Genomic DNA, 6,997 nt, shown 5'->3' on the forward strand with positions numbered 1-6,997 from the left:
GGCCAGCGGAGTGTTGTGGAAGCCCCGTCGCCACGTCGACGGATGCCCTGCCGCCGCGATCCGCGCGGCCACCTCCACGCCGATCACGATCGCGCGCAGGACATGGGCGCTGTCCGCGCCCACGGCCTGCCCCGCGGCTAGCGCGGCCGACACGACGGGCGCGCTGGGATGAGACGATCCTGGGGTGTAGCCGTCGTCGAGTTCGAACCCGTGCGCGGCCGTCCCGTTGACCAGGGCGGCGCCGGCCGGGCTCAGCCGTCCGCCGCCGATGACCGTCGCGTCGTCGCCCGCGTAGTTCTCGCTGGCGAGGTCGAGAACAGCCTGGGCGGCCGGCGTCTGGGCGCCGACTATCGCGGCACACAGGTAGTCGAGGAGCAACCGCCGAGCCTGGTGCTGGAGATCAGCTGGCAGGGCGCTTTCCTTGGCGCTGACCCACGTGGCAAGTGCCGTGGTCAGGCCGGACTGAGCTGGCGCTGGCATCGCATGCCTTTCTAGTGCCTGATCTAGGACGCATAATCGAAAGTAACACCAGAAAATCGTTTGTCAACGTTAAAATCGATCATGATTCCCGCTCGGCCGCCGGCTCGAAGAGCGGAATGCTGACCTCGTCATGATCCTCCCAGGTGAGCTGTACCCGGTCTGAGATGGCGACCCGGTCGACGTCACGCGTGACGATCTCGCTGGCGATCCTGAAGCCCTCATCGAGATCGACGAGCGCGTAGATGTACGGGGTCCGTTCCCGGAAGAACGGCTGCCCGTCCCGGCGCACGACGGTAAGGCTGTAGATGGTGCCCGCGCCTTGCGAGAGCTTGAGCTCAAGATCACCGGAACCGCATCCAGGGCAGACGGCGCGCGTGAAGAAGACAGCGCGGCCGCAGCGCCTGCACTGCTGGTAACGAAGCTCGTGCCTGGTCGTGGCCGCCCAGAAAGGCTCCGAGTCCGGCTCGGGCTGGCGCGGCAGGGGGCGGGTCGTCATTGTCATTTCGGTCATTCCCTTCCCAGGATCACGGTCCCGCCCACGTGGCGAGTGCCAAGTAGTACCCCGTTGCCGTGCGCGACCGCCAGCCGCGCGTCAGCGACCTGCGCGGTGGACTCACCGCGCAGCTGCCGTACAGCCTCGATGAGCAGGAACAGGCCCCGCATGCCTGGCTGGTTCGAGGAGAGGCCGCCGCCGTCGGTGTTCAGCGCCGGCCCGCCAGGATGATCGAACAGGAGGCGGCCGCCCTCGACGTAGCTGCCGCCCTCTCCCTTGGCGCAGAAGCCAAGATCCTCCAGGAGCACGAGCGTCGTAATCGTGAACGAGTCGTACAGCATCGCCACGTCGATATCGGCCGGCGTCACGCCGGCCCGCTGAAACGCCTTTGGCCCGCTCCTGGCGGCGGCCGAGACGGTGATGTCGCGGTCCGCGCCCTGGTAGCTGACCGCCATGCCAGTCCCCAGGATCCAGGCCGGCGATTTCGGCAGGCTGGCGGCCAGGTCTTCGGCCACGATCACGACGGCGCCGCCGCCATCGGTCACGAGGCAGCAGTCGAGCATGTGCAGCGGGTCGGCGATCATCCGGGAGTTCACCACGTCGGCCACCGATATCTCGCCGGTGTGCTTGATCCCGACGTCGGCCAGGCCCTGCATCGCCAGCGGGTTCCGCTGCGCGTGCGCCCGGGTCGTGACGGCGATCTCGGCCAGCTGCTCGGGAGTGGTCCCGTACTGGTACGCGTGACGGGCGGCGACCAGCGCGTAGTTGGCGACGATATTCAGCCCGAACGGTGCCTCGATATTGTCGGCCGAGCTTGGCTGCCCGCGTCCCGTCCCGGCCATCGGCGGAATCACGACGCGCCCGCTGCGCGGTGTCTCGCCGTAGGTCAGCAGCGCCACCTTCGCCTCGCCCGCGGCGATCGCGCGGTACGCATCGGCTGCGAACAGTTCGAAGGAGCTGCCGCCGACGTCGGTGGTGCCCAGCATGTCAGGGTCGAGACCCAGGTATTCCGCGACCTCGAGGCCCGGATGGGCAGCCGCTTCGCCGGCGTCGTACAGCGCGTCGACGTCGGCCAGGGTCAGCCCGGCGTCCTCGAGCGCCCGCACCGCGCTGATGGCCTTGATGGCCAGCGGGCCGTGGGAGGAATTATTGCGGTACGGGTACTCGTATATTCCGGCGATAGCCGCTCTGGGCCGCAGACCCGTCATTGACGTCCTTTCGCGAATTCACTGGCCCGATACAGGCCGTCAGTTGTCAGCGCTGATCTCAGTCAGCCGCGCGACGGCTTCGATATAGCTCTCGATCATGGCGTAGACGACCTCGGCGGCCGGCCGCACCGAGCCGAGCATGCCGACGACCTGACCGACGAAATAGGACTGCAGGCTGTAGGCCTCCGGCGAGCCCGCGGCGGCCGCCTGCCCGATCTTCTGGAACGCGCTGTCGCTGATCATCTCCATCAGCGGCATGGGCAGCGCGCCAGGGCTGCCCGCCGACTCCCACTCGTCGTGCCAGGACGAGCGCAGCTGTCGAGCGAGCTTCCCCGTCCGCACCCGCGAGCGCATCGTGTCCGCGGACGAGGCCGCGGCGAATTTCTCGCGTACGGCGGCGTCGGTCTCGGACTCTTCGGTCATCAGCCACACCGATCCGGTCCATACCCCCGCGGCCCCCAGCGCGATCGCGGCCGCGATCTGTCTCCCGTCGGCGATGCCCCCGGCGGCCAGCACCGGGATCGGTGCTACCGCGTCGGCAACCTGGGGAGTGAGCACCATCGTGGTGATCTCGCCGGTGTGCCCGCCGGCTTCGTGTCCCTGCGCCACGATCAGGTCGACTCCGGCCGCCGCCTGCCTGCGGGCGTGCTCCACCTTCCCGACCAGCGCGGCGATCGGCACGCCACCGCTCTTGGCGCGAGCGACGAGTTCCGGCGACGGGACGCCGAGCGCGCTGGCCACCAGCTTGACCGGATGTGAGAACGCGACATCGAGCAGTGCCTTGACGTTCTCCTCCTCATACTGGACGGCCGCGGCCGGCCGCAGTTGGAAGTTGTCCCCGTTGCCGATGACGCCGTACCTCAGCAGCAGGTCACGGGCGAACTCGACGTGCTCCGCGGGGACGCGAGCGGCCGTCTCGTCGGCGCTGAGTCCCTCGTCACGCCCGGCAAGCTGCGTCGGAATCAGCACGTCAACCCCGTACGGCCGGCCGTGGGTCACCGCGTCGAGCCAGCTCAGTTCCTCGTCGAGCTGATCGGGCGTGAAACGGACCGCGCCCAGCATGCCGAAGCCGCCGGAGTTCGTCACCGCGGCGACCACATCCCGGCAATGACTGAACGCGACCAGCGGGAAGTCGACGCCAAGCATGTCGGTCAGCGCGGTGCGCATCCAGGTCTCCTAGTCACGTCGCTCCCTGGCCAGGAAGCGTTCGACCGCGTGCCTCGATTCGGGTGTGGACTGTGTGTGCACCTGGCGCAGGCTTTCCCTGTCAAGGAACGTCCCGAAATCTGTCACGACGGCATCGCGGAAGTTCGCCAGGACCGCGGCGACCGCCGGCGGCGACCAGGCCGCGATGCGCGCCGCGCGCCTGGCTACCTCGGCCTCCAGGTCCTCCCGCGGCACGACACCGTCGACGAGGCCCATGGCCAGCGCCTGCTGCGCGTCGAACCGCTCGCACTCAAGGAACAGCTGCCGGGCCCTGGCCGCACCCAGGATGCGGGTCAGGCTCCACGGCGCGCCCATGTCCCCGGAAACGCCGACGGCCAGGAAGGCGGTCGTGAACACCGCGCCAGCCGCGGCGATCCGGAAGTCCGCGGCGGCCGCGATGCTCAGGCCTGCGCCGGCGCAGGCACCGTTGATGGCCGCGATCACGGGCTTCGGGCCGTCATACAGCGTCTCGGCGATCCTGGCCACCTGCCTGAGCCGCGCGGCCCGGTCCGGCATCGGCCCCTGCCCGGTCACCTCATCGAGGTTGTGCACGTCGCCGCCGGCGCAGAAGGCCCGTCCCGCGCCGGTGATAACCAGCACCCGGACGTCCGTGTCCGCCATCAGCGCCTCGAGCTCGGCCAGCAGCGTGAACATCAGCGACCGGTTGAGCGCGTTCAGCCGGTCGGGCCGGTTGAGCGTGATCCAGGCGACGCCGTCACGGACGGATGTCAGCACGGGACTTTCCTCGCCGGGCATCGATTCACGTCCCCTCATCTGGCCAGGTACCCGCCGTCGACGGGCACCACCGCTCCGGTCATGAAGCTGGACCTGGGCGAAGCCAGGAACAGGACGGCCTCAGCGACCTCCTGTGCCGTTCCCGCCCTGCCGATCGGGTGCGCGGCGGCGACGCGTTCCCGCCAGGCGACCCGGCCCTGCTCGGTCGCCAGCTGCTGTGACAGTTCGTCCTGGCTGGTGAGGGGGAAGGTGGTGTCGATCGTGCCAGGCGCGACAACGTTGGCCCGCAATCCCGCCGCGGCGTACTCGATAGCGAGCTGCCTGGTGAGGTTGATCACCGCGGCCTTGGTGGCGCCGTAGGCAGCCTGGCCGACCTGGCCGGCGATGCCCGAGACCGACCCGACGTTGACGATGCTGCCGTCGCCGTGCGCGAGCAGGCTCGGCAGCGCCTCCCGGCAGTGCACGAAGACGCTGCGCACATTGGTGGCCATGAGGGAGTCCCAGTCGGCGTCGCTGATCTCGCCGACGGGCGCCCGCAGGAATCGCCCGGCCACGTTGACCAGGATGTCCAGTCGGCCAAAGGCATCAACCGCGGTCGCGACGCTCTGCCGGGCTACCGCGCTGTCCGCCGCGTCGCCCCGGATAGCCGCGAACCGGTCGCCACTTCCTTCCGGAGGCGTTACCGGCCGCAGATCCTCGCCGATCACGGCCGCGCCGGCCGCGAGCAACAGCGCGGTCGCCGCCCCGCCAATGCCGCCGGCGGCACCCGTGACGAGGGCGACCCGCCCGCTGAGCTCGCCGGTCACTTGCTCTCCTGTCGCCATCCCGCCTTGACCCTGGACGCGACTTTATCAGACGATGTGACTGTCGGACGATATTGCTCGAAGGGGCTTGGCGTGACATTGAAGAGCACGATGCAGGGCACTCAGCTCGGTCTATCAACGATCCTGGCCCGGGCCGCGGGTCCCTATGCTGCCAGCTCCGTGATCACCCGGACGCTGACCGAGCGGTCAGTCGTCACCTTCGGCGAGACCGCGGCGCGGGTGCGCCAGCTCGCCGCCGGGCTGCTCGACATCGGCGTCCAGCCCGGAGACCGGGTGGCCACTCTCCAGTGGAACAACCAGGAGCACCTCGAGGTGCATTACGGGGTGCCGGTCATCGGCGCCGTGATCCACACGCTCAACCCGCGGCTGACCGCCGCCGAGCTCGCCTACATCATCGATGACGCGGGCGACCGGGTGGTGATCGTCGATGCCGAGCTCCTTGGCGTCCTCGCTCCCGTCCTGGAGCTGACCACGACGGTCAGGACCGTGATCGTGACCCGTGGCCCAGGCAGCGCGGGCCCGGGCGCGGGCACAGGCGCGGACGCCCTGCCAGGCTGGCCAGGCGAGATAGTCGCGTACGGCGACGTCCTGACGCGAGCGCCGGCGCTGGCTGAGCTCCCCGAGATCGCGGAAGACCAGGCGTCAGTGCTCTGCTACACGAGCGGGACCACAGGGCCGCCCAAGGGCGTCCTCTACAGCCACCGGTCACTGTTCCTGCACGCCCTGATGACGTGCACGACCAACGCGCTCGGCGTCGGCGAGACGGACCGGCTCCTCGCCATCGCGCCCCTGTTCCACGCCAACGGATGGGGTTTCGCCTACGCCTCGCTGCTGTCCGGCGCTGACCTGATCCTGCCCGACCGGGTGATGGAGCCCAGGCGGCTGGTCAGCCTGATCGTGGAAGAGCGGCCCACCGTCTCGTCCGGGGTGCCGACGGTCTGGACAAGGATCATGGAGATCGCGAAAGAAACCGGCGCGGACCTGTCGTCACTGCGCCTGGTCCAGTGTGGCGGCAGCGCGGTGCCGTCGGCGCTGATGGAGTACTACCAGAACGAGCACGGCGTCTTCATCCAGCAGGCGTGGGGCATGACCGAGACGGGTCCGATCGCCGCGGTCTCGAAGCCGCCCAAGCAGGCGGACCCGTCAGCCTACTGGTACTACCGCCGCGCCGCCGGCCGTATCCTGCCCGGCCTCGAAGCCCGGATATGCGACGACAATGGCGACGTCCTGCCCAGTGACGGCGAGGCGATCGGCGAGCTGGAGGTCCGCGGCCCCTGGGTGACAGGCTCGTACTTCGGGGCGGCGGCGACTGATCGCAGCTTTCATGATGGCTGGCTGCGCACCGGCGACGTCGGCACGCTGGACAGCCAGGGCTACATCCGTATCACCGACAGGTCGAAGGACGTCATCAAGTCCGGCGGCGAGTGGATCAGCTCCGTCCAGATCGAGGACCTGCTGTCCCGGCACCCCGGGGTCCTGGAAGCGGCGGTTGTCGGCGTACCGGACGATCGCTGGGGTGAGCGGCCACTGGCCTGCGTGGTGCTCGATCCTGACGCGCCGCCGGCCTTCGCCGAGCTCGAGGACTACCTGGCCGGGCACATCGCTAAATGGCAGGTTCCCCGGCTGTGGAAGGCAGTGCCGAGGCTGCCGAGGACAAGTGTCGAGAAGGTCGATAAGAAGGCGCTCCGGCGGACGTATGAAGCCGGCGGCATAACCGGGCCAGCAGCGCGACCGCAGGACAGCCTCGAGAACACAAGGTAACGAGAACACAAGGTAACGAGAACACAAGGTAATGAGCCAGGGAACGGTGCTGGTAGCCAACCGCGGAGAGATCGCGGTAAGGATCCTGCGCACCGCGCGGGAAATCGGACTCGAGGTCGTCCTCGTGCACGCGGAAGACGACGGCGCCAGGTCATGGATCGTCAGCGGCCTGAAAGCGGCCAGGACACGCGGGACAGCGCCGGAGCCGTACCTGGATCCCTGGTAGGAGTCAGATAAGCCCGCGATAGTCTCCGCCGTCGAGTCGCAAGCTCGTGCCGCTTATGTAGGCG

At 69.0% G+C, this 6,997-nt stretch carries 8 protein-coding genes; 2 read left to right on the top strand and 6 right to left on the bottom strand.

Translation table 11 applies throughout. The annotated features are described in order from the left end of the window. The 6 genes from WA805_RS30965 to WA805_RS30990 form a co-directional block, all read right to left on the bottom strand. Positions 1–480: MmgE/PrpD family protein (locus tag WA805_RS30965; RefSeq protein ID WP_425244102.1), on the bottom strand; the 480-nt coding region annotated here is incomplete at its 3' end. A gap of 79 nt (positions 481–559) precedes the next feature. Then, complete coding sequence (locus WA805_RS30970) at positions 560–982, bottom strand: Zn-ribbon domain-containing OB-fold protein (protein WP_425244103.1); 423 nt, start codon at positions 980–982, stop codon at positions 560–562. Positions 983–987: 5 nt separating this feature from the next. Further along, positions 988–2,181 carry a thiolase C-terminal domain-containing protein gene (locus WA805_RS30975; protein WP_425244104.1) on the bottom strand — a complete coding sequence of 398 codons (1,194 nt, stop codon included), beginning with the start codon at positions 2,179–2,181 and terminating at the stop codon, positions 988–990. A gap of 39 nt (positions 2,182–2,220) precedes the next feature. Then, the gene (locus tag WA805_RS30980; protein WP_425244105.1) at positions 2,221–3,348 is read right to left on the bottom strand and encodes a nitronate monooxygenase; all 1,128 of its coding nucleotides are present in this window, start codon (positions 3,346–3,348) and stop codon (positions 2,221–2,223) included. Positions 3,349–3,357: 9 nt separating this feature from the next. Continuing rightward, positions 3,358–4,122, bottom strand: a complete 765-nt coding sequence (locus WA805_RS30985; protein WP_422285380.1) for an enoyl-CoA hydratase/isomerase family protein — start codon at positions 4,120–4,122, stop codon at positions 3,358–3,360. Between the two features lie 35 nt (positions 4,123–4,157). Continuing rightward, the gene (locus WA805_RS30990) at positions 4,158–4,928 is read right to left on the bottom strand and encodes an SDR family NAD(P)-dependent oxidoreductase (protein WP_422285378.1); all 771 of its coding nucleotides are present in this window, start codon (positions 4,926–4,928) and stop codon (positions 4,158–4,160) included. A gap of 90 nt (positions 4,929–5,018) precedes the next feature. Here WA805_RS30990 and WA805_RS30995 point away from each other — a divergent pair, with 90 nt between their 5' ends. Both WA805_RS30995 and WA805_RS31000 read left to right on the top strand, forming a co-directional pair. Continuing rightward, entirely contained in the window at positions 5,019–6,707 is a 1,689-nt protein-coding gene (locus WA805_RS30995) for a long-chain-fatty-acid--CoA ligase (protein ID WP_422285376.1), read from the top strand. Positions 6,708–6,738: 31 nt separating this feature from the next. Then, positions 6,739–6,933, top strand: coding sequence for a biotin carboxylase N-terminal domain-containing protein (locus WA805_RS31000; protein ID WP_422338877.1), 195 nt, complete (start codon positions 6,739–6,741; stop codon positions 6,931–6,933). Positions 6,934–6,997: the final 64 nt, after the last annotated feature.

It is taken from the genome of Trebonia sp. (assembly GCF_049794275.1).
Lineage (GTDB): Bacteria > Actinomycetota > Actinomycetes > Streptosporangiales > Streptosporangiaceae > Trebonia.